Here is a 24893-nt window from a genome sequence, read left to right as displayed (position 1 = left end):
GAGCAGCCCAGGCCGGAGGCCATAATGCAGGGATGACACGCAACGGCGTCTCCTCCCGAACCGCCAGCGCGGCCGTGGCCACGGCCGCGCTACTCGCACTGGCCACGGCTTGTTCGGGCGGCCAGACCCAGCCATCCGGTCCGGTCACCCCCAGCGACACCGCCACCACCCCGGGCGAGCTGAACATCCAGGTTCCCGGCACGAACCTGGCGGTCCACAACGCGGTGGCGCACATCGGACCGTCCGGCACGGGCCAGCTCACCATGACCATCCGCAACGGCGGCAGCGTGGCCGAGCACCTGGCCATGGTCGCGACCCCCAACGGCGGTCGCGCCACCTTGCAGGGCAACAGCACCGGCAACGGCTCGCTGTCCACCTCGGGCATTCTGCTCAACCCCGGCACCACCGTCACCTTCGGCGGCCAGGGCGGCCCCAGCGTCCAACTCCCCAAGGTGAACGGCGCCACCTCCAACGGCAAGCTGCCGCTGACGCTCCAGTTCGGGGTCGCGGGACTGGTCCACATGAGCGCGCGGGTCACCACCCACTAGGCGCCCTTCGCCGCACCGAACGGTACGCGTTGGCCTGGTTCGACCGATCGGCGCGGGGCGGCGCAACCGCACGCGGGTTCCGCCGTGAACCGTCCAGATCCGCTTCCGTACGGGTTCGTGCTGTGGCGGTCAGTAGTGAACGGGCTCCACCCGTTCGTGCGCTCCGATGGTGGGATGCGCGGGGCGCGGTCAGTATGGAACTGTTCTGCACTTTTCTCGGTATGCACGGGTTCGCCCTGGCAGAGGAATACCGGCATGGCCGGGAATCACCGAGGAGGTGAGCCACAGTGGCGAAGCGGAAGACAGCACTCAAAGGCAAGGCCCGCGACATCATGCACAAGGGCGCCCAGTGCGTCGACGCGGAGAAGAGCCTCAAGGACGCCGCGGTGATGATGCGCGACCTCGAGGTAGGGTCGCTGCCGATCTGCGACCACGACCGGTTGACCGGGATCATCACCGACCGCGACATCGTGATCAAGTGTTGTGCGGAAGGCCGGGACCCGTCGACCGTCAAGGCCCGTGAACTCGCCAGCCGTCTGCACTGGGTCGACGCCGACGCGGAGATCGGCGACGCACTGCACATGATGGAGGACCACAAGATCCGCAGGCTTCCGGTGCTGGAGCAAAAGCGCCTGGTCGGCGTCATCAGCGAGGCCGACGTCGTGCGCAACCTGCCGGAACACGAGATCGCCGAGTTCTGCGACGCGGTCTACTCCGCCCGCTGACCGCTTCACGTGCCCGTACCGCTCCCGGTACGGGCACGGTCCTAAGCCATGGCGGCGCGACCGCCGACGTCGATCCAGCCGTCGCCCCGGGGACGGGTGAGGATCTGGGAGGCGGCGCCCTGGTGGATGGTGAGCGGGCGGCCTAGTTCCGCGGTGAGGACGACCGCGGCGGCGCCCGTCGCCTCGTCCTCCACGATGTTGTCGCCGCGCCGCGGGAAGGCCCTGGCCCGAACCCGTCCCCCAGCCTCGTCCAGCCATGCCCAGGCGTACAGCCAGCCCTCACCCGGGGGCGGGGCGGGCAGGGCGTCCACCTCGGCTGCCGAGGCGTACTGCTGCGTGCGTCGCCCGGACGCCCACTCGGCGCGCCCGCGGATCCAGGTGAAGTCGCCGTCCGTCCAGGTCGGCACGTCCCCGGCCGACGGTCGCAGCACCTCGGCCCGCTGACCGCGCTCCCCCAGCAGCCATGAGACGCCCACCAGCGGATGCCCGGCGAACGGCAGCCGGGCGCTGGGGGTGTAGATGTCGACCGCGCCGCGCGAGGCGTCATCGACGAACACGGTCTCGCTGTAACCGAGTTCGGCGGCCAGCCGCTGGCGTTCGTCCGTGCCGGGTACCTGGGTGCCGTCGGTCACCACGCCGAGCGGGTTCCCGCCGCGCCCGTCGGGTCCGATGAACACGCGCAGCACAACATGATCAATCATCCGGCGATTCAAGCATCCGCCGGGTGAGGGGCGACAGGCAGGTGGGTTCGTTACGGGTTCGTCCGGCCGCCGTCGCCCTGGGCCGCCTGCCAGGCCTGCATGCCCGCCAGCGACGCCTGCTTGGCCTGGCGCAGCTTGGCCGCCGCCAGTTCGCCGGGCGGCACCTCCATCTGCCGTACCCACTGCCGTCCCGCGCTGACCAGCGCGAAGCCGGCGAGTGCCAAACCGGCGAACGCCACCAGCGAGCCGCACACCGTGAGCATCGCTCCGGCGGTGACCAGGCGGGTGTCGATGTCGAGCGCCCGTGCGGGCGAGCGGTGATGGTGGTTCATATGCTCACCTTCCGCCAGGTTGCCGTGCCGCGCATGTCGGCGGGCCGTCACCGGTCGTCGGTGGACGAAGGCCGGGGCAGTCCGGCGAGCGCGGCGCCCTCGCGCAGCGCGGCGCGGAGCATGGCGGGGGTGAGCCGACCGGTGAACACATTGCGCTGGCTCGGGTGGTAGCAGCCGAGCAGATGCAGCCCCCGGCCGCCGCGCTCGTCCGCCAGCAGGACCTGTGCCCCGTGCCCGAAGGCCGGGCGCGGTCTGGGCAGCCGCCATCCGGCGCTGGCGAGCACCGGCAGCAGCGCCTGCCAGCCGAAAGCGCCGAGCACCACCACGGCACGCAGGGTGGGCCGCAGCAGTTCCAGCTCCCGCGCCAGCCACGGTCGGCAGGTGTCCCGCTCGGCCGGGGTGGGCCGGTTCTGCGGCGGTGCGCAGTGCACCGGGAGGGTGATCCGCACGCCGTACAGTTCCAGCCCGTCGTCGCGGTGGGTGGCCGTCGGCTGCGAGGCGAGGCCGACGTCGTACAGCGCCGCGTACAGCACCTCTCCGGATGGGTCGCCGGTGAAGATCCGGCCGGTGCGGTTGCCGCCGTGCGCGGCGGGAGCCAGCCCGACGACGGCCAGTGCCGCGTCCGGTGGCCCGAGGCCGGGTACCGGCCGGGCCCAGTAGTCCCAGTCCTGGAAGGCCCTGCGTTTGACCCGCGCGGTGTGCTCGCGCCACTCCACCAGGCGGGGGCACGCGCGGCAGGTGGGCACCGTCGCGTCCAGTTGCTCCAGCGAGGCCATCCGGGATGCCTGCCGTGCCGGGTATCCGGGGTCGTCGGTTCGCTCGTCGGGCATGCCCCAAGGATGGCTCATGTGAGCGCGTCGGAGAGCCTTACGAACTGGTGGCCGGATTCCAGCAGTCGCGGTATGGCGGTTGCGTATCCGCGTGCCGTGCCGCCCCTCGGGTGGTTCATGTGGCTGATGACGATGGAGCCGTGCCGCGCGGTGAGCACCGCCTGGTGCACCTGTTGCGGGGTGAAGGTGGCGCCGCCGTCGCCGTTGACGTCGAAGCTGATGAACCGCTCACCGAGGTCGGAGACGATCCGCGCGGCCACGTCGTCGCAGTAGGCGGTGCCCGAGCGGAAGTAGCGGGGCGGGTGGCCGAGGAGCTTGGTGAGCTTCTCCCGGTTCCCCGCCACCTCGTCGTACACCTCTCCGGCGCTACGGGTGCCGGGTATCCCGTACGCGGATCGGCCGGAGACCGACAGCGGGAGGTGCCGGGTGCCGTGGTTGGCTATCTCGAACAGCGGGTCCGCCGCGAGGTGGTCGAAGGTGGCGCGGTTCTCGTCTATCCAGCGGGAGTTGATGAACAGGGTCGCGGGCACCTTGTGTGCGCGCAGGCACTCGATCAGCCCGCTGTCGTACTCGCTGCCGCCCCGGCCGCCGCACGCGTCGAAGGTCAGCGCTGTCGCCCGATGTCCGGCGGGCAGCCGCGAGACCATGCCGGGCACGCCGTCGAGCCCCCACTTGGTGGGGGCGAGGCGTCCGTAGCGGGCGACCTCGTCGGCGCGGGTGGGCACGGCCGGCTGCGCCACCGAGGGCGTGAGCTCCGCCGAGGGGGTGGCGGTGGGCGTCGGCGACGCGCTCGCGGCGGTGTTCCGTGCGGTGCCGCAGCCCGCGAGCACCCCTCCCGCCATGACCGCCAGTACCGTCCGGCGACTGACCGACATCCGTTCCTCCACGTCTCTTCCGCTGCCACGCCGCTCCGGCGAGCGGCAGGGGCAACCCTATGACCTGGATCTTGGTCACGCCCCGGGAGCCCCGAGGACCAGGTGACGTACTACGGAACCCAATCTGGAGAGTCAGATTCGCATTAGTTACGCTGCTGCTCGTGCGACTGACCAAGAGCACAGACCTTGCACTGCGCATCGCGATGCGCCTCGCCGTGGCGGACCGGAAGAACCCGCCGACCACTCGCGAGGTGGCCGACGCGATGTCCGTGCCCTACACCCACGCGGCGAAGGTCGTGACCCGGCTCCAGCACCTCGGCGTGGTCGACGCGCGCCGCGGCCGGGGCGGCGGCCTGTCCCTCACCCACACCGGGCGCACCGGCTCGCTGGGTCGGCTGGTACGGGAGTTGGAGGGGGTGGGGGACGTGGTCGGCTGCGAGGACGAGCCGCCGTGCCCGCTGCGCACCGCCTGCCGACTGCGCAGCGCGCTACGGGCCGCGCAGGACGCCTTTTACGCCGCGCTCGATCCGATCACCGTGCAGGACCTGGTCGCCTCCCCCACCGGCCCGGTCCTGATGGGGCTGCCGCTGCGGAGTTGAGCGACCCCGTTCCCCTCGCGCACCACGCTCGAAGGCCGGTTCCACGCGCTCGAAAATACGAATCTGACATACTCCTTTGGAGCCCCTTGATGCTGTCTCAGAAGTCCGCCGACACCATCCGCGCCACCCTGCCCGCCGTGGGCGCGGCCATCGAGGAGATCGCCGCCGCCTTCTACGCCCGGCTGTTCGCCGCGCACCCCGAGCTGGAGCGCGACCTGTTCAACCGCGGCAACCAGGCCAACGGCGCCCAGCGGCAGGCCCTGGCGGGCTCCATCGCCGCCTTCGCGGGCACCCTGGTCAGCCACTCCGAGGTGCGCCCCGACACGATGCTCGCCCGCATCGCCCACAAGCACGCCTCGCTCGGCATCACCCGCGACCAGTACGAGATCGTCCACACCCATCTGTCCGCGGCCATCGTCGAAGTGCTGGGGGACGCGGTGACCGAGGAGGTCGCCGCCGCCTGGGACGAGGTGTACTGGCTGATGGCCAACGCCCTGATCGCCATCGAGGAACGGCTGTACGCCCGCTTCGGCGCCCCGGACGGCGACACCTGGCGGGACTACCAGGTGCTGGCCAGGTTCCAGGAGACCGCCGACGTCGTCACGTTCCTGGTCCGGCCCGCGGACGGCGCCCCGCCACCGCCGTCCCGGCCGGGCCAGTACGTCTCCGTGCAGGCCCAACTCCCCGACGGCGCACGGCAGATACGCCAGTACAGTCTGTCCGGTACGCGCACCGCCGCTTTCCAGTTCACCGTCAGGGCCGACGGCACGGTCTCCCGGCATCTGCACCGGCACGTCCACGACGGCGACGTGCTGCGGATCAGCGCCCCGTTCGGCGACGTCACGCTGGACGACGGCGACACACCGGTGCTGCTCGCCTCCGCCGGGATCGGCTGTACGCCGATGAACGCAATGCTCGGCCAGCTCGCCGCCAGCGGCGCACGGCGGCAGGTGATCGCCGTCCACGCCGACCGCGGCCCGCGCACCCACGCCTTCCGCACCGAGTTCGACCAGCTCGTCGCCAAGCTGCCGAACGCCACCGCGCACGTCTGGTACGAGCACCCGGAAGGCCCCTGGCCCGCCGACCGCACGGGCCTGGTCGACCTGCGCACCCTCCCCGTACCACCACGGACCACCGCCTATCTGTGCGGCCCGCTGCCCTTCATGCGCGCCGCCCGGTCGCAACTGCTCGAACTGGGTGTGCGCGCTGCGGACATCCACTACGAGGTGTTCGGCCCGGACCTGTGGCTGCCGCCGCGCACATCCGATGAAGATCCGGCGGACAGGCCATAAGCTGGATGAGCACCTGAGTACTACGGAGGTGCGTCATGGGGCGCCCGTTCCACTTCCACATCGACCACGCCGGACACTCGATCACGGTGACGGTGCGGTCCGGGCTGACCAGTGAGATCGAGTTGCTGGTCGACGGCAAAGAGGTCTTCCGCCAACGCGTGCACGGCTCCGGCACCAGCCTGCTCTCCGGTGAACTGCCCGAGGACCCGCCCCTGCCGTTCCGCATCCATGTGCACCAGGCCCGGTTCGGCTCCGCCATCCCCCGCGTCACCCTGGAGGTGGACGGCGAGGAGGTGCCCATCCCGGAGCGCGCCATCGCATGACCCGACACGGCGCCCAAACCGCCCGTACCGCGGGCCTATTGGGCGCCGTGGCCATGGTCACCGGACACGGCCGGTGAGCCGCCCATCATCCGCAGCATGGCGAACCCGCCGGTGCGGACGAAGCGCACCAGCAGCACCGCCGCCAGCCCCAGGAAGACGATGTTGAGCCAGGTGGTGTAGTTCCAGGACACCCCCTCCACCGGGAGCCTGGCCCTGGCCTGGTCGGGGACGAGGCGCACCCCGCCGAAGAGGAACTCGACGCAGTAGCCGGCGACCACCGTCGCGACGTAGAAGGTGGCCAGCAGGAAGGCGGCCATGCGCGCGCCGTAGTACTTCCGGTAGATGTTGAGGATCGGAAGGATCAGCAGGTCGGCGAAGACGAACGCGACCACGCCGCCGAAGCTGATGCCGCCCTTCCACAGCACCACGGCCAGCGGCACGTTGCCGATGGAGCAGACGAACGACACCACCGCCACCACCGGCCCGATGAGCGGCCCCCACAGCCTGGCGGCCAGCGGATGCCCGGCGAAGAAGAACCCGCGCCAGAACGTGTCCGGCACCCAGGCGGCGACGGCCCCGGCGATCAGCAGGCCGACCAGCAGGTCTCGCAGGATCGCCGCCCACTCTATGACGAAGACGTGCGATGTCGCGGTGAAGCCCTCGGCGGAGAACAGTCGCCGGAGGAACGGCCCGGGGCGCCGTACCGACATGTCCATCGCCGCGTGCCCCTCCATGGCACCGGCCAGCCCGCGCTCCGCCTGTGCACGGGCCTCGCGCAACAGCGGCTCCCGCAGCAGCAGCCGGAACAGCACCGCCAGCACCACGATCATGATCGGTCCGCCGATGAACTCCGCGACGGTGAACTGCCAGCCCATCAACAGGGCCATGATCACCCCGAGTTCGACCACCAGGTTGGTGGAGGCGATCTCGAAGGCCATCGCGGCGGTGAAGTTCGCGCCCCTGCGGAACAGCGCACGCGCCAGCGCGACCGCGGCGTACGAGCAGGAGGACGACGCCACCCCCAGGCCCGCCGCTCGGGCGAGGGTACGGGGGCGGTCGTCGCCCAGCAGCCGCACGACGGTGGACCTGCGCACCACGGCCTGCACGATGGCGGACAGGGTGAAGCCCAGGATCAGCGCCCAGGTGATCTCCCAGGTCATGGCACCGGTGATGGACAGCGCGTGCAGGATCGCGGGCATATCCCTATGCCGTAGCACCCGGCACCCGCCGAGCGGAAGGCGCGCGGAGGCATCGCCGGGATGGCGGTCGGCCCGCCGGGGGTGTCGGGGGCCTGCCCCCGACCTTTCGCCCCGCCAGGGCGGCGGGCGACCCTCGCGGCGTGGACCGGCCGTCCACGGCGCCCCTGGCGCCGGGCGGCCGGAGCCGTCACCCGACGATGTCCCGCGGCTCCTTGCCGTCCAGATAGTCGGAGACGTTGCGTACCGCGGCCATCGCGATGCGCACCAGTGTCTCCCGGGTCACCCCGGCGACGTGCGGCGACAGCACCACCCTGGGGGCGCGCAGCAACCGCAGTGCGGCGGTGGGCGGTTCGGGGTCGAAGACGTCCAGACCCGCTCCGGCGAGCGCGCCCGCCTCCAGCGCGTCGGCCAGCGCGTCCTGGTCGATCAGCGCGCCGCGTGCGGTGTTGATGACGAACGCGGTGGGCTTGAGCATGCGCAGCCGCTCGGCGTTGAGCAGATGCCGGCTCTCGTCGGTCAGCGGGGCGTGCACGGAGACGTAGTCGGCGGTGCGCAGCAGCTCGTCCAACTCCACGCGGTGTGCTTCGATTTGGAGATCGTCCCGCGATGATTCACCGGACCGGTCGGTGTAGACCACCCGCATCTCGAACGCGGCGGCGCGGCGGGCGACCTCCTGGCCGATGCGGCCGAAGCCGATGATGCCGAGGGTCTTGCCGGACAGCTCGGTGATGGACTGCTGGAGCCGGGGCAGCGCCCAGTCCGCGTCGACCAGCGCGGTGTGGGCGGGGATGAGCTGCTTGGCCAGTGCGAGCATGAGGGCGAAGGTCTGCTCGGCGACGTTCTGCTGTTCCGCGCCGCTGGATCCGATGGTGCTCACCGGGATGCCGCGCTGCCGGGCGGCGGCCACGTCCACGTAGTCGAAGCCGTGGCTCGCGCACTGGATCAGTCGCAGCTCGGGCGCGGCGGCGATGTGGTCGGCGGTCACCGGGCCGAGGCCGGTGATGACGACATGGGCCTCCCGTAGCGCCTTCGGGTCCTCGTCGGCCGCTTCGACCACGGTGACCTGGGCACGGTCGGCGAAGACCGCGGCCAGCGCGGTTCCGGCGGCCCGGCCTCCGACGTGCGGGGAGACGATCGCGAGCACGTTGCGCGGTGCGTTCTGCTCGATGGACAACTCAGGGCTCCTAGGCGTTGGTACGGGTGAGGGCGGCGGGGGTGAGCCGGGCCGCGGTGGTGTGTCCTGACAGGGCCAGCGTGAGGTCGAACTCGGCCAGCAGCGAGCGGATGACGTGCTCCACGCCGGGCTGGCCGTCCAGGCCGAGCCCGTACGCATAGGGGCGGCCCAGCAGTACGGCGCGGGCGCCCAGGGCGAGGGCCTTGAAGATGTCGTCGCCGGTGCGGATCCCGCTGTCGAACAGAACGGTGAGCCGGTCACCGACCGCCTGTACCACGCCGGGCAGTGCGTCCGCGGCGCCGATCGCCCCGTTGACCTGGCGCCCGCCGTGGTTGGAGACGACGATGCCGTCCATCCCGGCGGCGGCGGCCCGGCGGGCGTCGTCGGGGTGCAGTATCCCCTTGAGCACGATGGGGCCGTCCCAGTGCTCGCGCAGGAAGTCCAGGTCGTCCCAGGTCTTCGTGGGGTCGGCGAACATGTTCACGAAATGCAGTACGGCGGCGTTGGGGTCCTCGTGCACCGGCTTGGCCAGCCCGGCCTGGAAGGCCGGGTCCGTGAAGTAGTTGGCGGTGCCCACACCGTGCAGGAACGGCAGGTACGCCTGGTCCAGGTCGCGCGGCCGCCAGGCCAGCAGCCAGGTGTCCAGGGTGACGAACAGCGCCGTGTAGCCGGCCGCCTTGGCCCGGGCCAGTAGGCTCTTGGTGACCTCGCGGTCCTTGGGCCAGTACAGCTGGAACCAGCGCTCCGCCTCCCCCATCGCCTCGGCGACCCGCTCCATCGGTGTGCTGGAGGCCGAGGAGAGGATGAACGGTACGCCCTGCGCGGCGGCGGCCCGGGCGGCCCCGGTCTCCGCGTCCGGGTGCATGATCGACAGCACGCCCACCGGGGCGAGGGCGAGCGGTGCCGGCAGCCGGGTGCCGAGCAACTCGACGGACAGGTCGCGGCGTTGTACGTCACGCAGCATGCGGGGAACGATCTGCCAGCGGTCCAGTGCTTCCCGATTCGCCTTCGTGGTACGGCCGTTGCCCGCGCTGCCCGCCACATAGCCGACCGGGCCGGGGCCGAGCCGGGCCTCGGCGACCTCCTCCAGCCGGGTCAGGTCGGTGGGCAGCCGGGGCACCGCGCCCGTCATGCCGTTCAGGTAGATCTCGTACTGGAAGGCCGCCCACTCCTTGGCCTGATCCGTGCTGTCGCTCATCGACGCGCCCTGCCTCTCCTCGGGGTCGGGTCCGTGCACGTCCGATCCTCGCCAGAGTGACAATGTGAGTCCATGGGGGTGCGCACCCGGCACCGCTAGATCTATCACCATGTGACAAAGCCGGAAGGGGCCGCGGGTGGCGCACCGCGAACGGGAACGGATCCGGCGGGAGTTGATGGGCGACCCGCGAACCGTCGAGGCGATCATCGCCGCGGTGCACGAGCGGGTGCCCGCCTACGCCGCGCTGGACGACGGGCGGATGGCTGAGGTCAGAGCCATCACCGGAAAGGCGTTGCACCGCGTCCTGCACCTGTGGACCGTCGACGGCCGGCTGGAGGCCGCCGACCTGCGGCTGCTGCGCGGCATCGCGGCGGCCCGCGCCGCCGACGGCCGCCCGGTGCAGGCCGTGCTACGGGCCTACCGGGTGGCGCTGACCACCATCACCGAGCTGATCGCGGCACGCACCGGCGGCGAGGTGGACGGTGCGGACATCTTCGCCCTCACCCGGCTGCTGCTCACCACCCTGGACACCCTCTCCGAGGTGATGGGAACCGCCTATGCCGCCACCGCCGAGTACCTGGCGAGCGACCGCACCCGCGCGCTGCGCGATCTGCTGGACGACCTGATCGCCGGACGGCACGCCTCGGCCGGCGCGATCGCCGACCGCGCCCAGCGGCTGGACGTTCAACTCCCCGATCCGTACTGCCTCTTGCTGGCCGAGCCGACCGGTCCCGAGGCGTTCCCGGAGCCCGCCGCGCACTCGGTGACCGAGGCGACGGCGGCCGAACTGCTGGAGGCGCTCACCCTGTACGCGGGCGGTGTGACACCGCTGGCCACCACCCGCGGCCCGCGTGTCGTCCTGTTGCTGCCCGCCGCCGCGGCCGAGGAGGCCTCGGCGGCGTTGCACACCCGGGCGTGGCGTGGCTGTGCGATCACCCGGGAGGGCCCCGACCGCGTCGCCGCCGCGTACCGGCTGGCCGCGGACGCGCTGGACACCGCCCCCGGCCACGCCCACCAGCCCGGACGGCTGCTCACCGACGCCGACGCGCACGTACTGAGCCTGCTCGCGGGCCGCGCCTCCGCCACCGCGGACCAGATCGCCCGCGTCGTGCTGGGCCCGCTGGTCGAGCCCGCCCAGCGGCACCTGCTGACCGCGCTCTGCGCCTACCTGGACAACGGCTCGGCCACCGCGGCGGCCCGCGAGCTCCATCTTCACCCGCAGTCGATGCGCTACCGGCTGCGCCGCATCGCCCAACTCACCGCACGCGACCCGCGCCAGCCCTGGCACCGCCTGACCCTGGACATCGCCCGCACCCTGGCCAACCGGCCGGGCGCGGGCGGTGTTTGAGGGTTGCCCGAAGTTCCTGGCGTGTGCGGTCCGTGAAAAACCGCGCCCCCGCGTCAGATCCGCCGGGCGGGCACTACGCCTCCACCTCGGACTTGTCCTGCCCCCACCGAGTGTGGAAGCTGCCGTCGCGGTCAACGCGGCGGTACGTGTGCGCACCGAAGTAGTCGCGCTGTGCCTGGGTGAGCGCCGCGGGCAGCCGCTCGGCGCGCAGCGCGTCGTAGTACGCGAGCGCCGCGGAGAAGCCGGGGGCCGGGATGCCGTGCTCACCGGCCGCCGCCACCACGGTGCGCCAGGCGCTCTGCGCTTCGCCGATCTCCTTGGCGAACTGCGCGTCCGCCAGCAGGCTCGGCAGCGCCGGATCGGCGTCGAACGCGGCGCGGATGCGGTCCAGGAAGGCGGCGCGGATGATGCATCCGCCGCGCCAGATCGAGGCGACGGCGCCCAGGTCGATGTCCCAGCCGTACTCGGTGGCGCCGGCCTGGATCATGTTCCAGCCCTGCGCGTAGGAGACGATCTTCGAGGCGTACAGGGCGTGTTCGACCTGGTCGGCGAAGCGTTCCGCGCTCTTGGCGTCCAGCACGTTGCCCTTGGGGCCGGGCAGCGAGCGGGCGGCGGCGCGCAGGTCGGTGTGGCCGGACACTGACCGGGCGAAGACCGCCTCGGCGATGCCCGGGACCGGTACGCCGAGGTCGAGCGCTGTCTGTACGGTCCAGCGGCCGGTGCCCTTCTGCTCGGCCTGGTCGGCGACGATGTCGACGAAGGGCTTGCCGGTGGCGGCGTCGGTGTGGGTGAGCACGTCGGCGGTGATCTCGATGAGGTACGAGTCCAGCCGTCCGGTGTTCCAGCGCCGGAAGGTCTCCGCGATCCGCTGGGGTGTCATGCCCGCGGCCCGGCGCAGCAGGTCGTACGCCTCGGCGATCAGTTGCATGTCGGCGTACTCGATGCCGTTGTGCACCATCTTCACGAAGTGCCCGGCGCCGTCCGTTCCGATGTGCGTGCAGCACGGGGCGCCGTCCACCTTGGCGCTGATCTTCTCCAGCATCGGTCCGAGCGTGCGGTACGACTCCACCGAGCCGCCGGGCATGATGCTCGGCCCGTGCAGCGCGCCCTCCTCGCCGCCCGACACGCCGGTGCCCACGAAGTGGATGCCCTGCTCGCGCAGCGCGGCCTCCCGGCGCCGGGTGTCCGCGAAGTGGGCGTTGCCACCGTCGATGATCATGTCGCCCTCTTCGAGCAGCGGTGCGAACTCCCTGATGACCTCGTCGGTGGGCTCCCCCGCCTTGACCATCACCAGCAGCCGCCGCGGCCGCTCCAACGAGGCGACGAACTCCTCGGCGGTCTCCGTGGGTACGAAGTCGCCCTCGTGTCCGAACTCGTCGATCAGCGCACGGGTCCTGGCGGGGGTGCGGTTGTGGACGGCGACGGTGTAGCCGTTGCGGGCGAAGTTACGGGCGAGGTTGCGGCCCATGACCGCGAGCCCGGTCACCCCGATCTGCGCTTTGGCAGTCATCTGACGCTCCTTCAAGTCAGCGCGAAGTGTAGCCGTCGTTGACGGAGCACGTCTGGCGGTCGGCCTGGTGAATAGGGGTGAAGCGCCCCTGCGTAGGGGGCGGCCCTACCCCCGGCAGTCCCACTATGTGCCAGCGGCGTGGTTCGCGCACGGCGGGGCGCCGGGCGCCGTGCGGGGCGATTGTCAGTGCCCCCTGCCATGCTGAACTCGTCCACGGGAAACCGCCCGAATCCGCTGGCCGCAGGGCGGTCCCTGCCATGGCCGAACCTCGGAGGGCCACCGTCATGATCACCACTCCCTACGTGCCTGGATCGCTTCTCTGGGTCGACCTCGGAAGCCCCGATGTGGCGGCCTCCGCCGACTTCTACGGCGCGCTGTTCGGCTGGGACTTCCAGTCCCAGGGGCCGGAGGCGGGCGGCTACGGCATGTTCACCCTCGACGGGAAGATCGTCGCCGCCGCCGGCCCGCTGATGCAGGAGGGCGCCTCCTCGGCCTGGACCGTGCACTTCCACACGCCCGACGCGGATGCCACCGCCAAGGCGGTGGAGCAGGCCGGCGGCTCGATCCGGATGGCGCCGATGGACGTCTTCACCGCGGGCCGGCTGGCTGCCTTCACTGATCCCACCGGCGCCGACTTCGCCGTGTGGCAGCCCGGGGACACTCCGGGCCTGGGCGCGGTCAACGACCCGAACACCCTGTGCTGGGCGGAGCTGCACACCGCCGACCCGGAGCGGGCGAAGGCGTTCTACCACTCGGTCTTCGACTGGCAGATCCAGGACATGTCCATGGACGGCTTCACGTACACCGTGGTCTCCCCCGCCGGTGGCGGCGAGGACGCCCGTCAGGGCGGGATCATGGGGCTCAGCGACGAGATGCGGCAGGAGGGTTGGACGACCCGCTGGCGGCCGTACTTCGAGGTGGCCGACTGCGACGCCGCGATCGGCGTGGCCCAGGAGAGCGGCGGCGAGGTCGCCATGCCGCCGGAGACCGTGCCGGGCGTGGGCCGGATGGCCGCCCTCACCGACCCGTTCGGCGCCAGCTTCTCGGTCATCACGAGTGCCACTGAGTAACGGTCGCCGCGCGGCTCCGCCTTCCGCCGCGGTGGCGAGCGCACGGGGCGCGAACCATCGCGGACCAGCCGAGAGCCGCCGGGTACCCCTTGCGGAGCATCGGCCGCGCCGGACGGAGGCGTACGAGTGGCGGGGGCTGACGGGCCCTCATAGCTTCGAGGCGGCAGGCAGCGCGCCCTGCTTCCCCGCAACGTCCCCGCACCGCCGGGCGGCGGAGCACCCAGGGTGCTCCGCCGCTGGTCTTCAGGAAGGCAGCATCGGCCCATGCCCCAGCGAAGCTCCCGCCATCTCGCGCCGCTCGCCACACTCCTCGTCGCCGGATTCGTGGCGGCACCTCCCGCCAGCGCGGCGAACCGGCACATCGTCCGCCCGGGTGAGTCGATCCAGGAGGCGGTCGACCGGGCCAGCCCCGGCGAGACCCTGCTTCTGCTCCCCGGCACCTACCGGGAGAGCGTCGAGGTCACCGTCCCGGGCCTGACGATCCGCGGCATGGGCCCCCGTACCGTGCTCGCCCCCGGCGCCACCCGGTCCGGCACCGCCTGCGCACGGGCCGGTCACGGGATCTGCGTCACCGGCACCCCGAACGAGCCGATCCCCGGCGTACGGATCAGATCGCTCACCGTCTCCGGCTTCCCGAACGACGGCATCTCGGCCTCCTGGACGGACCGGATGAGCGTGCGCAACGTACTCGTCCAGAACAACGGGCAGCAGGGCATCAGCCAACAGCTTTCCACCCGTGGTGAGTTCAAGCGCAACGTCATCAGGAACAACGGCCAGTCGGGCATCCTGCTGGCGAACGTGATCGGCCGGGAGGCCGGGGCGCTCGACACGCAGGGCGCGGTCATCTCGGGCAACACCGTCCAGGGCAACCGCTTCGGCGTGGTGATCCGTCGGGCCCGGAACCTGGTGGTCAAGCACAACACCATCACCGGCAACTGCGGCGGCGTCTTCGTGGTGGGCGACGAGAACATCCCCCGCGCCGGCGCCCTGTCCGTCCGCCACAACCGGGTGGAACTCAACAACAAGTACTGCGGCCCGAGCGCCCACATGTCGATGACACAAGGCGTGGGAATCCTCGTCACCGGGGCGGAGCAGACGCTGGTGACGCACAACCTGGTGCGCGGCAACCGTGGCCGAACGCCCATGTCCGGCGGGATCGTACTGTTCCGCAGCAGGTTCGGAGCGCCCAACTCCGGCATCACCGTTCGTGACAACACGGTGCGCGACAACGCCCCGGCGGACCTTGCCAATCGGGACGTCGGCACGGACAACACCTTCGTCAGGAACTACTGCCGTACCTCCGAGCCCACCGGCTCGTGCTGACGGCGGCCCCACAACCCGGAAGGCGGCCTCATGACCACCGCACAACCCACCTCACCGGCCGCGGGCATGCGCCTTCGGGAGCTGGTGTTCGGCGCCGCGTGCGCCGCGGCCGTCCGCGCGGCGGCACAACTGCGCCTGGCGGACGCCCTGCAGGACGCTCCGGCCAGCACCGAGGAGTTGGCAGCGGCACTGAACACCGAGGTGCGACCGCTGCGCCGACTGCTGCGCACGCTGTCCTGCTACGACATCTTCGCCGAGGCCGGTAACGACCGGTGGACGCACACCGAGATGTCCCGGCTGCTGCGCGAGGACACCCCGAACAGCCTGCGCTACATCTCACTGTGGTGCACCGAGCCGTGGACCTGGCAGGTGTGGCCGCGGCTTGACGAGGCCGTACGGTCGGGCCGGAAGGTCTTCCCCGATGTGTTCGGCAAAGAGTTCTTCGACTACCTGCACGACGGCGCGGGCGCGTCGGCCGAGGTGTTCAACAAGGCCATGACGCAGTCCAGCAAGCAGTCCGCCGAGGACTTCGCCGCGTATGTCGACCTCACCGGTGTGTCGAGCGTGGTGGACATCGGCGGCGGGCAGGGCCATGTGATCGCCAGCCTGCTGGAGAGGGACCCGAAGCTGCGCGGCACCCTGCTCGATCTGCCGAAGGTGGTGGCGAACGCCGATCCCCGGCTGCGCCCCGGCGGCCCGCTGGCCGACCGAGCCCAACTCCTGCCCGGTGACTGCCGGGAGGACGTGCCAGTACGGGCGGACCTGTACATCATCAAGAACATTCTGGAGTGGGACGACGAGAGCACCCGGCTGACGCTGCGGAACGTGATCGCCGCGGCGAGTCCGGGCGCCCGGGTCATCGTCATCGAGAACCTGGTGGACGACAGCCCGTCGATGCGGTTCACCACCGCCATGGACCTGCTGCTGTTGCTCAACGTGGGCGGCGCCAAGCACTCCAAGGAGAGCCTGGTCCAGGCGATGACGGCGGCCGGTCTCGAACTGGCTGACATCCAGCCGATCAACGCCTATCTGCACGCCTTCGAGGCGAGCGTGCCGGTGTGAGGTCAGGCGGTGCCGTCCCGGTCCCACCGGTAGAACTCGTGGGCCATGGCGTCCTTCGGCTCCCGCCAGGTCTTCGGGTCGTAGGCCCGGACGAAGGCGGTGAGCCGTTCGCTGACGCTGCGGAACTCCGGGTGGCCGGTCAGGCTGGCGACCCGGGGGCCGGGCGGCTCGTCGGCCTCGATCAGATGCAGGTACACATCGCCGAACTGGAAGAGACTGCGGCCGCTGACGCCTATCAGATGCGGCAGTTCGCCGCGGTCGGAGTCGGCGAAGACCTCGGCGATGCCCGGGGCGGAGCCAGGCTTCATCCGGGCCACGATCAAGGCGCGGTGCATGGGCGGTGTCCTCTCGCTGGTGGGGGGCACGCCGGTTCGGGCGTACGCGGGCGGTCCAGACGTGCCCCGGCCGGACCCTCCGGCCGGGGCAAGCACCCTGGGGTGGCGGCTAGTTGGAGACGGTGGACTCCGCGTACTCGGTGCGTACCCGGGCCCGGCGTTCGATCTTCTCCCGGATGAGGTCCATCTGGATCCGCGTGTTGCGGTTGAGGTGGTCCGTCATCCCGGCGTCGTCCACGGGTGCAGTGGGCTTCATGGCGAAGTCCTGGATCCAGCGCATCCTCGTGCCGCCGTCCGGGGTCTGCGCGTACTCCCACCTGATGTCCATGAACTCGAACGGTCCCGGCTCGACCCGGCGCGCCCGTACGGTGCGGGCGTCCCGGTGGGTTTCGCGTTCCGACACCCAGCTCCAGACCTGGCCGTTGTCGTCGGGGTGCATGGTCAGCCGGAAGGTCGTCTTGTCGCCTTCCCGGCCGAGCACTTCGACGCTGCGGTATTCGCTGAACAGGCGGGGCCAGTTCTCCAGGTCGTTGGTGACGTCCCAGACGAGGTCGAAGGGGGCCGCGATGGTGATCTCGTTCTCGGTGTGTCCGGACATGGTCACGCTCCCGCGATCAGTGCCGAGTTGACCAGGTCGAGCAACTCGGCGGGGGTCTTGCAGTTCTCCGCCTCGACGGGCTGCCCGAAGCGGTGTTCCAGCTTCTCCGCGATGCCGAGCAGACCGAGCGAGTCCAGCCCGAACTCGGCGAAGGGTGAGTCGGGGCGGCTCTCCAACTCCCCGGCCTCCACGGTGATTCCGGCGCTGCTCTTCATCAACGAGGCCAACTCGTCGAAGGTCAGTCGATCGCTCACCACTACTCTCCTTCCGGTTCCGCTGACGGCGCTGCCGTCATGCCGGCTTGTCGGCGCCGCGTCGCAGCACGAGCGCGGCGTTGCACCCCATCAGTCCGCGGCTGAGCACAAGCGCGGTGCGCACCTCGGTGGGGCGGGCGAGGCCGGTGACAAGGTCGATGTCGTGGATGACGTCGACCACGTTGGGGGTGGGTGGCACCAGGCCGTGCTCCATGGCGAGCACCGCGGTGGCCACGTCCAGTACCGGGGCCCCGCAGTACGCCCTGCCGAAACCGGTCTTCGGTGCGGTCACCGGTACTTCGGCGGCTCGGCGACCCAGCGCCTCGTTGATGGCCAGCGCCTCGGCCCGGTCCGCGGCGGGCACCCCGAGCGCGTCGGCGAACACCACGTCGACCTCTTCCGGGGCGCACCGGGCCTGGTCCAGAGCGCCGCGGATGGCGTGCACCAGCCCCTCCCGGGACCGCTCCCAGGCGGAGGCGCCGGTGAACGTGGCGGCGTGGCCGCAGACCTCCGCCCTGGGCGTGGCGCCGCGCCGCCGGGCCGCCTCCTCGTCCTCGACCACCAGCATCGCCCCGCCCTCCCCGGGCGCGAAGCCGCAGGCGTCCGCGGTGAACGGGAGATAGGCGCGTTCGGGGACGTCCGCCCGGCTGAGTTCCGGGTAGCCGAGCTGGCATACGATCGAGTACGGCGCCAGCGGTGCCTCGGTGGATCCGACGATGACCGCGTCGGCGCCGTGCCGGGTGTTCCGGCAGGCGTGGGCGATCGCGTCCAGCCCCCCGGCCTCGTCGTTGGCCAGTACTCCGCACGGCCCCTTGTGCTGGCCGCGGATCGAGATCTGGCCGGTGCTCGCCGCGTAGAACCAGGCGATGGACTGGTAAGGGCCGACGAACTTCGGCCCCCGGCCCCACAGTTGCTGCAGTTCGCCCTGGCCGAACTCGCCGCCGCCGGAGCCGGAAGCGGTGGCGACGCCCACCGCGTACGGAGACAGTCCGGTGGTGTCGAGCCGGGCGTCGTCCTTCGCCAGGTCGGCCGCGGCCATCGCGAAGTGCGTGAACCGGTCGGTCTGCACCAGGTACTGGCCCTCGATCGCGTCCGCGGGGTCGAAGCCCCTTACCTCCCCGGCGATCCGGAGCGGATAGTTCCGGCAGCCGTCGTGGGAGATCGTGTCGAGGGCACTGACACCTTCCTTGGTGGCCTTCCAGAAAGCCCGGTTGCCCACCCCGTTGGGGGCGATCACACCGATTCCGGTCACCACCACACGGCGGCTGTTGCGCTGACTCATCGTGTCCGCCTCTCCCTGCGGTTGAGGACGACAGCGGACTGGAATCCACCGAATCCACTGCCGACCGACAGGACGGTGCGCAGCGGTACCGCGCGCGCGGTGCGCGGCACGTAGTCCAGGTCGCACTCGGGGTCGGGCGTCTCGTAGTTGGCGGTCGGCGGTATGACGCCGTTGGCCAGGGCGAGGGTGCAGGCGGCCAGCTCTATCGCGCCTATCGCGCCGAGCGAGTGCCCCACCATGGACTTGATCGAACTCATCGGTGTCGCATAGGCGTGCTCGCCCAGCGACCTTTTGACCGCCGCCGTCTCGTGCCGGTCGTTCTGCTTGGTGCCGGAGCCGTGGGCGTTGACGTAGTCGACGTCGGAGCGGTCGATGCGCGCATGGTCCAGTGCGTTGTCGATCGCCCGGGACATCTCCAGTCCTTCCCGGGTCAGCCCGGTCATGTGGTAGGCGTTGCCGAACGTGGCGAAGCCGCCGATCTCGCAGTAGATCCGCGCCCCACGCCGCCGTGCGTGCTCCGCCTCCTCCAGTACCAGCACCGCACCGCCCTCGCCCATGACGAAGCCGTCCCGGCGCGCGTCGAACGGCCGTGAGGCGTGTTCCGGGTCGTCGTTGTTGGGGGACGTGGCCCGGATCGCGTCGAAACACGCCACCGTGATGGGCGAGATGGGCGAGTCCGCGGCACCGGCGACGATGACGTCGGCGTCGCCCTCCTCGATGGCGTGGAAGGCGTACCCCACCGCGTCCAGGCCCGAGGTGCAGCCGGTGGACACGGTCTGCACGGGACCGTGCGCGCCGGTGCGTTCCGCCACCTCGGAGGCGAGCGCGCTGGGCGAGAAGGCACGGTGCAGATGCGGCCGGGCCCGCTGGTGGTCCACGTCCCAGCGCTCGCCGGAGCCGCTGACCCGCACGTAGTCGGCTTCCAGCCGGGTGGTGCCGCCGACCGCGGAGCCGAGCGACACCCCGATCCGCCAGGGGTTCTCCGCCGTCAGGTCGAGGCCCGCGTCACGTACCGCCTCGTCCACGGCCACCAGCGCGAACTGTACGTACCGGTCGGCGCGTTCGACCTGGTCGGCGTCGAGGCCGCACTGGATCGGGTCGAAGTCGCACTCGGCGGCGATCCGGGAGCGGAACCCCTCGGGGTCGAACAGGGTGATCCCCCGGGTCGCGGTGCGTCCGGCGGTGAGCATGTCCCAGAACGCGGGCACCCCCACTCCGCCGGGCGCGACCACGCCGACGCCGGTGACGGCCACACGTCGCATCACGACACCGCCTTCGCCGGTTCGGGCGGCCCTTCCTCGGTGTCCACGTGCCCCAACTCCGGTCGGGGGGCGAGCGGTCCGAGGTGGAAGACCATCCGTACCTCGGTGTCGCCCACGTTGCGGAACCGGTGCCGCACGTGGGTCGGGATCAGCAGCGCGTGGTCGGGGCCCAGCGGATGCGGCTCACCGTCCAGGTCGACCTCGACCTGGCCCTCGACGACGTAGACGAACTCCTCGGAGTACGGGTGGTAGTGCTCCCCGATGCGCTCGCCCGGCCTGATGATGGCCATCCCCATGAATCCGCTCGTGGCGCCCACCGTGGTGGGGGTGAGCAGGGTGCGCAGGTCGCCACCGCGCCGCCGGTTGGGCTTGGTCTCGTCGATGTGCACGATGCGTGCGGTCTGTGTGGGCATGGTGTTCTCCCGGTCATCGCGTCGGGCGGGCGGTTGCCTGTCTCCGTGAACTGCCGCCGTCCTCAGGGCTCTTGGGCCCGGCGGTCGGTGACCAGGTCCATGTCGCAGTCGGCGAGGAAGCGGCTGATCCCCGCGCTGGTGCCCAGATCGCCGTCGGCGCCGACGTCGACCAGTCGGCTGAGGACGGCGGGGGCGCGCACTCCCTCGATGCCGAGGATCACCCGGGGGTCCGGTTCGCTGGCCGAGCGCAGGTCCACCACGCGTACGACGATGTCGCCGCGCTGGTAGATCGTGCTGCTCACCAGTGCCGACGGATGCCGGGCCGCGGCCAGTTGATCCTGCCGGGACAGGAACAGCGCCACCGCCGCCCCGCAGCCGGGCCGGGCCGGGTAGCTCAGCGCACGCCGCCGCACGCCGGGGGCGTTGACGTCACCGACCGTCAGGTGGTGCACGGCGGGCAGTGCGGCGCGCATGAAGAACTCACGCGCGGCCTTCGGGTCGTCCAGGTCTCGGGCCTCTTCCAGATGCGGGTTGAGCGCCTCCTCGGCCGCCCTGACGCCCGGCTGGCCGGCCACGTGGCGCAGCGCGGCGCCGAGGTCGCCGATCACCTCGATCGCCCGCACCACGCGGTTGCCCCGCATGAACAGCGAGGTGCGATGCAGTCTGGTGATCGCGTCGACCTCCGGGTCCGGGGAGACGTACGAGGCCAGGACCCGCGCGGCGGCCTGCTCACTGCCGGGCTTGACGGTGAACGTGACGGCGTGCCGCACCACGTCGTCGGGCGGGCGCTCAGTGTGGCGCTCCGCCCTCGGGACGGGAGCGGCGGCAGCGGGTCGGGTCTCGCGGACCACGCCGTAGCGCATCGACCTGGTGTTGTGCACGCACTCGTGCATCGGCTCCACCATGCGCACGTGCTCGGCGCTGTTGACCCAGGCGAAATACGGGGCCGGGCCCTCCCATTCGCTGGTGATGATCCACTCGGAGGGGTTCTGGATCGACTGGCACAGCTGGTCGCTGATGTGTCCCGGAACCTCCGCCACCTGATCGCGCAGGATCCTGTAGACCTCCATGAAGCGCTTTTCGGCGCCGTCCTTGATGTGCAGCACGAGAATGACCCGCAGCTTGGATTCGCTGGGGATGAATTCAAGTGCTCCGGCTTTGGATCGGGGCGCTTCAGCTTTGGACAGCACCGTCATCTTCACCGCTCCTTCGCGGGCAGGGGACTCGGCGTCAACGGGCCTCGGGCCGGACTGGATGCCGGACGGGCGGTGGCCGGATAAACTTCCCGGCAGGCCGCACGCATTGTTCCTTCCGCGGCGTTCCGAAAAAGTTTCGCCACCTGGACCCAATCCCCCGAATTATTTCGGGATTTCCGGAAGCAGGCCCGTGAATCGATGGTGATGGGCTACCACGGATGCCGCAACGTGTGTAGGCCGTTCGGGTGACCTGGCCGGGCGGAACACCGCCACCCGGGCAAGGATCGATGACGCGGGCCACTGTGACCCGTGAAGCCGCTCCCGCATCCGGGAGTCCACACTCGGGAATCCGCGCAACGCCTGGAGCCATGGATGAACGCGAAGATCGACGAGCGGGTGCCGGTACTGATCGCGGGCGGGTCCCTGGTGGGCCTGTCCGCCTCCCTCTTCCTGGGGCGCCTGGGAGTCCCGCACACGCTGGTGGAGAAGCACCCGGGAACCTCCCGGCACCCCCGTGGGCGCGGCAACAACGTGCGCACGATGGAACTGTTCCGGGTCGCCGGGGTGGAACCGCGCATCCAAGTGGCGGCGTCGGTCCTGGCGGACAACCACGGCATCCTCCAGGCCGAGACGCTGACCGGAACCGAGCAGGAGTGGCTGTTCAAGGAGGTCGACCCGGGCGGCCGGTTGTCCCGCCTCAGCCCCACCAGTTGGTGCCTGTGCAGCCAGAACGACCTTGAGCCGGTACTGCTGGACTACGCCGGCGAGTTGGGCGGTGACCTGCGCTACGGCACCGAGCTGCGCTCCTTCGAGCAGGACGCGGACGGGGTGACCGCCGTCATCGGCCGCAGGGGCACGGACGAGTGCCGCACGGTGCGCGCCCAGTACCTCATCGCCGCGGACGGCCCGCGCAGCCCGGTCCGGGAGCGGCTGGGCATCGGTCAGACCGGGCGCGGCGACCTGTTCCACAACGTCAGCGTGACCTTCCAGGCCAAACGGCTGGCGGACGCGGTGGGCGACCGCCGATTCATCGCCTGCTATCTGCGCAATCCCGAGGCCGACGGCACGCTGCTGCCAGTGGACAACCGGGAGCAGTGGGTGTTCCACATCCCGTGGCACCCCGAGCACGGCGAGGAGTTGGAGAGCTTCACCGACGAGCGGTGCGCCGAACACATCCGGCGGGCCACCGGGGTACCGGAGATGGAGGTGGAGATCACCGGCAAGGCGCCCTGGCACGCCGCGGAGCGGGTGGCCAGCAGCTACGGCACCGGGCGGGTGTTCCTGGCCGGTGACTCCGCGCACGAGATGTCCCCCACCGGCGCGTTCGGCTCGAACACCGGGATCCAGGACGCGCACAACCTGGCCTGGAAGCTCGCGGCGGTACTGGGCGGCTGGGCCGGGCCCGGCCTGCTGGAGACCTACGGCGCCGAGCGGCAGCCGGTGGCACAGGCGACGAGCGAGCGCGCCTCCGCCCGTTCCACCGAGCACCGGCACCCGGGTTACGACGCCGCGCCGACCACCGGCCCGCAGCGCGGCGTCCTGCCCACCGCCCTGGGCTACCGCTACAACCGGGGTGCCGTCGTCGGCACCGACCCCAACGCGCCCGTCGTACCAGACCAGTTGGAGCTGACCGCCGCCCCGGGCAGCCGCGCACCGCACTTCTGGCTGCGCAGGGACGGGGTACGGATGTCCTCGCTCGACCTGTACGAACGGTCCCTGGTACTACTCAGCGGCACCCACGGCCACACGTGGTTCGAGGCGGGGCGGCGGGTCGCCCAGCGGCTGGGACTACCTCTGGAGTGCTACCAGGTCGGCCACGACCTGATCGTGGACCCGGACACCGACTGGGCCCAGGCACACGGCACTTCACCGGACGGCGCCGTGCTGGTCCGCCCCGACGGCTTCGTCGCCTGGAGAGCAACGGCCGCCGCGGCCGACCCCGCGACAACCCTCACCAAGGTCCTGGCATCCGTTCTGCGCCGGGGATGAGGCGTCGGGCGTGAGGCTTCGGGCTGATGGCGGGACCTCACACCTCCACGGCCTTTCAAGTGGCTTCGGTGGGCATGCGCTGTGCCGACCAACGCAACGGCGGCGTTCCTTTCCACGTCGACGGGGGTTTCCGCCGGGCACGCCGACGGCAGCTGCGGAGAACCCGGTGGGACCGCCAAGGGCGCACCGACACGGCGCGCCCGGCACTCCTCCCGGAGAGCACCCAGAGAACCCCAACCGTGGACGTTGGGCCCGGCGGGCGGATTCAGCCTCCGAACAGCCTGGCGACCAGACGGAACGGTGCCGCCACCGCCGTCGCGACCGCATGACCGATGGAGCCCGGAACCTCGGCAATCGTCTGAAACATCACTCACCCGAGAGTCGGTAAGCCCGCTCACTTGTCGGACGGCGGTTTAACCCCTGTGTAGGACGACGGATCGACGCTTCCGGTGGGGCGCTGCGCGCGGCCCCTGCGCCCCCGGGGCTCCACATCCTTGTCGCGCGCCTGCGCGGCTTCCTCGGCGCCCCGAGACAGGCTCTCCCCGGACTTCTCGGCGGCCTTGCGTGATTTCCTGGGTGTCTTCGGCATCGCGTTCTCCCTACCCGACCACGGAATATCCGCACATATGCGCACTTCTTTCCGTTTTGCACCCACGTATTCCGAGAAGCTCCCCGCGCGCACCCCCGCGACGCCGCGACACCGGCTAGCCCCAAACCTCGGGGCCACCTCCGCGCCACTCGATCAGATCCGGATCATCCAGGACATCGGCGGGACTCAGCCCAGCGCGGCGCAGTAGCAACTCGATCTCACCCAGCGAATCAACGATTCCGACGGGCTCCCCGAGGACCGTCAGCAGACGCTCGCCGTCCCGAGGCGGATGCACGACGATCAGCGGACCCTCCATACCTCCCACCCTGCGCCCAGCCCTCCTCGGGCGCACGCCGACCCGCTATTCCTTCGGCGGTAACCGGTACCGCTGCCGTCAAAGATCGCCAGACTGTCCAGCTGTCCTTCTCCAGAACGGAATCGAACAACGTCGAGCCGGGAGAAGGAGCAGGCGGCATTACCGACGGGTTCCGTCGTCACGCGTCACAGAATCGAGAGCAGCGCTCCGACGAGCCCGAGGACAGCTCCGAGCAACCCGGAAAGAACCATCTTGTACCTCCTTCAGGAGTGGCGAGGAATAAGCCGCGCGTCCTCTACGGCAACGTCTGGTCCAATCTCGGTTGGCGAACAACCGGCTGGAAATCTGCTACCAATACGGCTCAAGTGCACCCAAAGGCAGACTTGCGCTCCCCCGTTGGACCAGGCGTGGCGCCGGCGCTGCCTCATGAGGCTCTACCTTCTTGCTGGGCCTGCCCCAGCCATTCGTAGGGTTGGGGGACCCAGGGGAGCCGGGTGTGGCTTTCATGAGGCTGCCGACCATGGCTTGGGAGGCTTGGCCGCCCGGCTCC

Annotated in this window: 28 protein-coding genes; 10 read left to right on the top strand and 18 right to left on the bottom strand. The window is 70.9% G+C overall.

The features are described 5' to 3' along the window. The first annotated feature begins 32 nt into the window (after positions 1 to 32). Together P3G67_RS09945 and P3G67_RS09940 are read left to right on the top strand one after the other, a co-directional pair. Complete coding sequence (locus P3G67_RS09945) at positions 33 to 548, top strand: hypothetical protein (protein WP_276093096.1); 516 nt, start codon at positions 33 to 35, stop codon at positions 546 to 548. A gap of 332 nt (positions 549 to 880) precedes the next feature. Further along, positions 881 to 1273, top strand: a complete 393-nt coding sequence (locus P3G67_RS09940) for a CBS domain-containing protein (RefSeq protein ID WP_269858292.1) — start codon at positions 881 to 883, stop codon at positions 1271 to 1273. Positions 1274 to 1314: 41 nt separating this feature from the next. On the opposite strand, the gene P3G67_RS09935 is transcribed toward P3G67_RS09940, so the two are convergent. The 4 genes from P3G67_RS09935 to P3G67_RS09920 are packed head-to-tail and all read right to left on the bottom strand — an operon-like array spanning position 1315 to position 4011. Further along, the gene (locus P3G67_RS09935; protein ID WP_276093095.1) at positions 1315 to 1974 is read right to left on the bottom strand and encodes a PhzF family phenazine biosynthesis protein; all 660 of its coding nucleotides are present in this window, start codon (positions 1972 to 1974) and stop codon (positions 1315 to 1317) included. Positions 1975 to 2024: 50 nt separating this feature from the next. After that, a complete protein-coding gene (locus P3G67_RS09930; RefSeq protein ID WP_276093094.1) occupies positions 2025 to 2306 on the bottom strand; it encodes a hypothetical protein in 282 nt (93 codons plus the stop codon). 47 nt (positions 2307 to 2353) lie between these two features. Next, entirely contained in the window at positions 2354 to 3136 is a 783-nt protein-coding gene (locus P3G67_RS09925; RefSeq protein WP_276093093.1) for a uracil-DNA glycosylase, read from the bottom strand. Positions 3137 to 3150: 14 nt separating this feature from the next. Continuing rightward, on the bottom strand, positions 3151 to 4011 hold the full coding sequence (locus tag P3G67_RS09920) for a polysaccharide deacetylase family protein (protein WP_276093092.1): 861 nt from the start codon (positions 4009 to 4011) through the stop codon (positions 3151 to 3153). A 161-nt stretch (positions 4012 to 4172) separates the two neighbouring features. Between P3G67_RS09920 and P3G67_RS09915 the strand changes: the two genes are divergently transcribed. The 3 genes from P3G67_RS09915 to P3G67_RS09905 all read left to right on the top strand — a co-directional run bounded on the left by P3G67_RS09915 (position 4173) and on the right by P3G67_RS09905 (position 6225). Next, positions 4173 to 4610, top strand: a complete 438-nt coding sequence (locus P3G67_RS09915) for an RrF2 family transcriptional regulator (RefSeq protein ID WP_276093091.1) — start codon at positions 4173 to 4175, stop codon at positions 4608 to 4610. 89 nt (positions 4611 to 4699) lie between these two features. After that, positions 4700 to 5902, top strand: a complete 1203-nt coding sequence (locus tag P3G67_RS09910) for a globin domain-containing protein (protein WP_276093090.1) — start codon at positions 4700 to 4702, stop codon at positions 5900 to 5902. Between the two features lie 35 nt (positions 5903 to 5937). Next, the gene (locus P3G67_RS09905; RefSeq protein WP_276093089.1) at positions 5938 to 6225 is read left to right on the top strand and encodes a hypothetical protein; all 288 of its coding nucleotides are present in this window, start codon (positions 5938 to 5940) and stop codon (positions 6223 to 6225) included. Positions 6226 to 6260: 35 nt separating this feature from the next. Here the strand turns inward: P3G67_RS09905 and P3G67_RS09900 are convergent, their stop codons facing one another. The 3 genes from P3G67_RS09900 to P3G67_RS09890 form a co-directional block, all read right to left on the bottom strand. Further along, on the bottom strand, positions 6261 to 7424 hold the full coding sequence (locus P3G67_RS09900; protein WP_276093088.1) for a permease: 1164 nt from the start codon (positions 7422 to 7424) through the stop codon (positions 6261 to 6263). A gap of 187 nt (positions 7425 to 7611) precedes the next feature. Further along, positions 7612 to 8598: a 2-hydroxyacid dehydrogenase gene (locus P3G67_RS09895; RefSeq protein ID WP_276093087.1), complete on the bottom strand. Its 987-nt coding sequence runs from the start codon at positions 8596 to 8598 to the stop codon at positions 7612 to 7614. A gap of 10 nt (positions 8599 to 8608) precedes the next feature. Continuing rightward, positions 8609 to 9796: a lactate 2-monooxygenase gene (locus P3G67_RS09890; RefSeq protein WP_276093385.1), complete on the bottom strand. Its 1188-nt coding sequence runs from the start codon at positions 9794 to 9796 to the stop codon at positions 8609 to 8611. A 136-nt stretch (positions 9797 to 9932) separates the two neighbouring features. Here P3G67_RS09890 and P3G67_RS09885 point away from each other — a divergent pair, with 136 nt between their 5' ends. Then, positions 9933 to 11144, top strand: coding sequence for a PucR family transcriptional regulator (locus P3G67_RS09885; protein ID WP_276093086.1), 1212 nt, complete (start codon positions 9933 to 9935; stop codon positions 11142 to 11144). Positions 11145 to 11217: 73 nt separating this feature from the next. Here P3G67_RS09885 and gndA read toward each other — a convergent pair whose 3' ends face one another. Next, positions 11218 to 12654: an NADP-dependent phosphogluconate dehydrogenase gene (gene gndA, locus P3G67_RS09880; protein ID WP_276093085.1), complete on the bottom strand. Its 1437-nt coding sequence runs from the start codon at positions 12652 to 12654 to the stop codon at positions 11218 to 11220. A 284-nt stretch (positions 12655 to 12938) separates the two neighbouring features. Between gndA and P3G67_RS09875 the strand changes: the two genes are divergently transcribed. The 3 genes from P3G67_RS09875 to P3G67_RS09865 all read left to right on the top strand — a co-directional run bounded on the left by P3G67_RS09875 (position 12939) and on the right by P3G67_RS09865 (position 16109). Continuing rightward, complete coding sequence (locus P3G67_RS09875) at positions 12939 to 13724, top strand: VOC family protein (RefSeq protein WP_276093084.1); 786 nt, start codon at positions 12939 to 12941, stop codon at positions 13722 to 13724. 264 nt (positions 13725 to 13988) lie between these two features. Then, entirely contained in the window at positions 13989 to 15047 is a 1059-nt protein-coding gene (locus tag P3G67_RS09870) for a right-handed parallel beta-helix repeat-containing protein (protein ID WP_276093083.1), read from the top strand. Between the two features lie 30 nt (positions 15048 to 15077). After that, on the top strand, positions 15078 to 16109 hold the full coding sequence (locus tag P3G67_RS09865; RefSeq protein WP_276093082.1) for a methyltransferase: 1032 nt from the start codon (positions 15078 to 15080) through the stop codon (positions 16107 to 16109). 2 nt (positions 16110 to 16111) lie between these two features. On the opposite strand, the gene P3G67_RS09860 is transcribed toward P3G67_RS09865, so the two are convergent. The 7 genes from P3G67_RS09860 to P3G67_RS09830 form a co-directional block, all read right to left on the bottom strand. Next, a complete protein-coding gene (locus tag P3G67_RS09860; protein ID WP_269858209.1) occupies positions 16112 to 16444 on the bottom strand; it encodes a TcmI family type II polyketide cyclase in 333 nt (110 codons plus the stop codon). A gap of 109 nt (positions 16445 to 16553) precedes the next feature. After that, entirely contained in the window at positions 16554 to 17042 is a 489-nt protein-coding gene (locus P3G67_RS09855; RefSeq protein WP_269858208.1) for an SRPBCC family protein, read from the bottom strand. Between the two features lie 2 nt (positions 17043 to 17044). Then, positions 17045 to 17296 carry an acyl carrier protein gene (locus tag P3G67_RS09850; RefSeq protein WP_269858207.1) on the bottom strand — a complete coding sequence of 84 codons (252 nt, stop codon included), beginning with the start codon at positions 17294 to 17296 and terminating at the stop codon, positions 17045 to 17047. Between the two features lie 37 nt (positions 17297 to 17333). Next, positions 17334 to 18578, bottom strand: coding sequence for a beta-ketoacyl synthase N-terminal-like domain-containing protein (locus P3G67_RS09845; RefSeq protein ID WP_276093081.1), 1245 nt, complete (start codon positions 18576 to 18578; stop codon positions 17334 to 17336). Next, positions 18575 to 19843 carry a beta-ketoacyl-[acyl-carrier-protein] synthase family protein gene (locus P3G67_RS09840; RefSeq protein ID WP_276093080.1) on the bottom strand — a complete coding sequence of 423 codons (1269 nt, stop codon included), beginning with the start codon at positions 19841 to 19843 and terminating at the stop codon, positions 18575 to 18577. Before P3G67_RS09840 ends, P3G67_RS09845 begins: the two co-directional genes overlap by 4 nt. Beyond that, positions 19840 to 20253 carry a cupin domain-containing protein gene (locus tag P3G67_RS09835; RefSeq protein ID WP_276093079.1) on the bottom strand — a complete coding sequence of 138 codons (414 nt, stop codon included), beginning with the start codon at positions 20251 to 20253 and terminating at the stop codon, positions 19840 to 19842. The genes P3G67_RS09840 and P3G67_RS09835 overlap by 4 nt, the downstream gene beginning before the upstream one ends. Before the next feature lie 62 nt (positions 20254 to 20315). Beyond that, complete coding sequence (locus P3G67_RS09830) at positions 20316 to 21449, bottom strand: SchA/CurD-like domain-containing protein (protein WP_276093078.1); 1134 nt, start codon at positions 21447 to 21449, stop codon at positions 20316 to 20318. Positions 21450 to 21821: 372 nt separating this feature from the next. On the opposite strand from P3G67_RS09830, the gene P3G67_RS09825 reads away from it, so the two are divergent. After that, on the top strand, positions 21822 to 23438 hold the full coding sequence (locus P3G67_RS09825; RefSeq protein ID WP_276093077.1) for an FAD-dependent oxidoreductase: 1617 nt from the start codon (positions 21822 to 21824) through the stop codon (positions 23436 to 23438). A 265-nt stretch (positions 23439 to 23703) separates the two neighbouring features. Here P3G67_RS09825 and P3G67_RS09820 read toward each other — a convergent pair whose 3' ends face one another. The 3 genes from P3G67_RS09820 to P3G67_RS09810 form a co-directional block, all read right to left on the bottom strand. Further along, entirely contained in the window at positions 23704 to 23805 is a 102-nt protein-coding gene (locus P3G67_RS09820) for an LPFR motif small protein (RefSeq protein ID WP_276093076.1), read from the bottom strand. 27 nt (positions 23806 to 23832) lie between these two features. Beyond that, positions 23833 to 24027 (bottom strand): hypothetical protein, encoded by a 195-nt coding sequence (locus tag P3G67_RS09815; RefSeq protein ID WP_276093075.1) that lies wholly within the window; start codon positions 24025 to 24027, stop codon positions 23833 to 23835. A 115-nt stretch (positions 24028 to 24142) separates the two neighbouring features. Then, on the bottom strand, positions 24143 to 24343 hold the full coding sequence (locus P3G67_RS09810; protein WP_269858200.1) for a hypothetical protein: 201 nt from the start codon (positions 24341 to 24343) through the stop codon (positions 24143 to 24145). Positions 24344 to 24893: the final 550 nt, after the last annotated feature.

Source organism: Streptomyces silvisoli, from assembly GCF_029269905.1.
GTDB classification, from domain to species: Bacteria; Actinomycetota; Actinomycetes; order Streptomycetales; family Streptomycetaceae; genus Streptantibioticus_A; species Streptantibioticus_A silvisoli_A.
The sequence above is the reverse complement of the archived record's forward strand: the minus strand, read 5'-3'. Positions and strand labels throughout refer to the sequence as shown.